At 50.4% G+C, this 1,122-nt stretch carries 2 protein-coding genes; one reads left to right on the top strand and one right to left on the bottom strand.

What is annotated here, in order from left to right; all coding sequences use genetic code 11:
* Window positions 1-55 precede the first annotated feature (55 nt).
* A complete protein-coding gene (locus tag VU18_RS15565; protein ID WP_014196985.1) occupies window positions 56-709 on the bottom strand; it encodes an RsfA family transcriptional regulator in 654 nt (217 codons plus the stop codon).
* Window positions 710-884: 175 nt separating this feature from the next.
* On the opposite strand from VU18_RS15565, the gene VU18_RS15560 reads away from it, so the two are divergent.
* Entirely contained in the window at window positions 885-1,112 is a 228-nt protein-coding gene (locus tag VU18_RS15560) for a DUF1450 domain-containing protein (RefSeq protein WP_011232879.1), read from the top strand.
* Window positions 1,113-1,122 lie beyond the last annotated feature (10 nt).

Raw genomic sequence — 1,122 nt, 5'->3', positions numbered from 1 at the left:
AAAACGCGAGTGCGTTTTGGGATCAGCCCGGCTTTTCACCCGGCATCCTTTTTCGTTACTCGGCGATTTTCTCTAAGTTTCCGTTCGGGTCCATACGGAAGGTCAGCCCCCGCTCTTCTTCCTCTTTTAACACCATTTTGCGCGCTCGGTTGATGATTTTCACGAGCGTCTCAAAATCTTCTTGGACGGTCGACGAATTTTCTTCTAATTTAGCAACCTTTTCTTCAAGTTCTTTATTTTTTTGCTTTAGTTCGTCAATTTCGCGGCGCAGCCGCTCGTTTTCTTTGATCAGCGCCTCCCGTTTCCGCTCATGGGATTGGAACGTTTTTAAAAAAGCGATCACTTGATCAAGCGTCACTTGTTGCGGCGGAGAGGATGGGACGACAGCTGGCAGCTGCATCACATCGCCCAACTCCTCCAATGACGGCATCGGTGGTTCATACAGGCGCCGCTTTTTCGCGCCGCCTTGTTTGGCCAGCAGCCGCAGCCGCTCTTTTCGCTGCTTTTTCGCCAGCTGCAGCGCTTCTTCGTACTGATGGCGGACGACGGCATTCCAGCGAAAGCCACAGGCGGCCGATGTCCGATTTAGCTTGTCGCCGACTTCTTCAAACGCGTTCAGCTGGGTGCTCCCTTCACGCACATGGCGCAATACGGTCTCTGCCAACAATAAATCGTCTTCTTCCGTCCAAGCGTCTTGCCGTTGTTTCATTGTTCTCCACTCCTTTTTCCCATGCTAGTAAAAGGGTGGACCAAAAGGAAAAAAATTATACGTTGCAAGTTTATGGGATTGGCAAATTACAAGGGTGAAAGCATGCCAACTTGCAATTTTCTCACGAAAGCGGTAGAATACACAAAGCAAACGCTGCGGAAAGGGATGACGAGTGATGGCGAATGAGTTTCGCGTTTGCGACGACTGCAAGGCGCCGAATTTAAAAACATTGATTCCGCGCCTCAAAAAGCTGGATCCGGATGCGGTCATCAAAATCGGCTGCCAGTCGTATTGCGGCCCAGGGCGGAAAAAGACGTTTGCTTTCGTCAACAACCGTCCGGTGGCGGCGCTGACGGAAGACGAACTGATTGATAAAATTGCTGAAAGGTTGAAAAAGCGATAACCGATCACCT

Origin of the sequence: Geobacillus sp. ZGt-1 (assembly GCF_001026865.1) — a bacterium.
GTDB lineage: Bacteria > Bacillota > Bacilli > Bacillales > Anoxybacillaceae > Geobacillus > Geobacillus thermoleovorans.
Note: the sequence above shows the minus strand (reverse complement) of the source record. Positions and strands in the feature narration are given on the sequence as shown.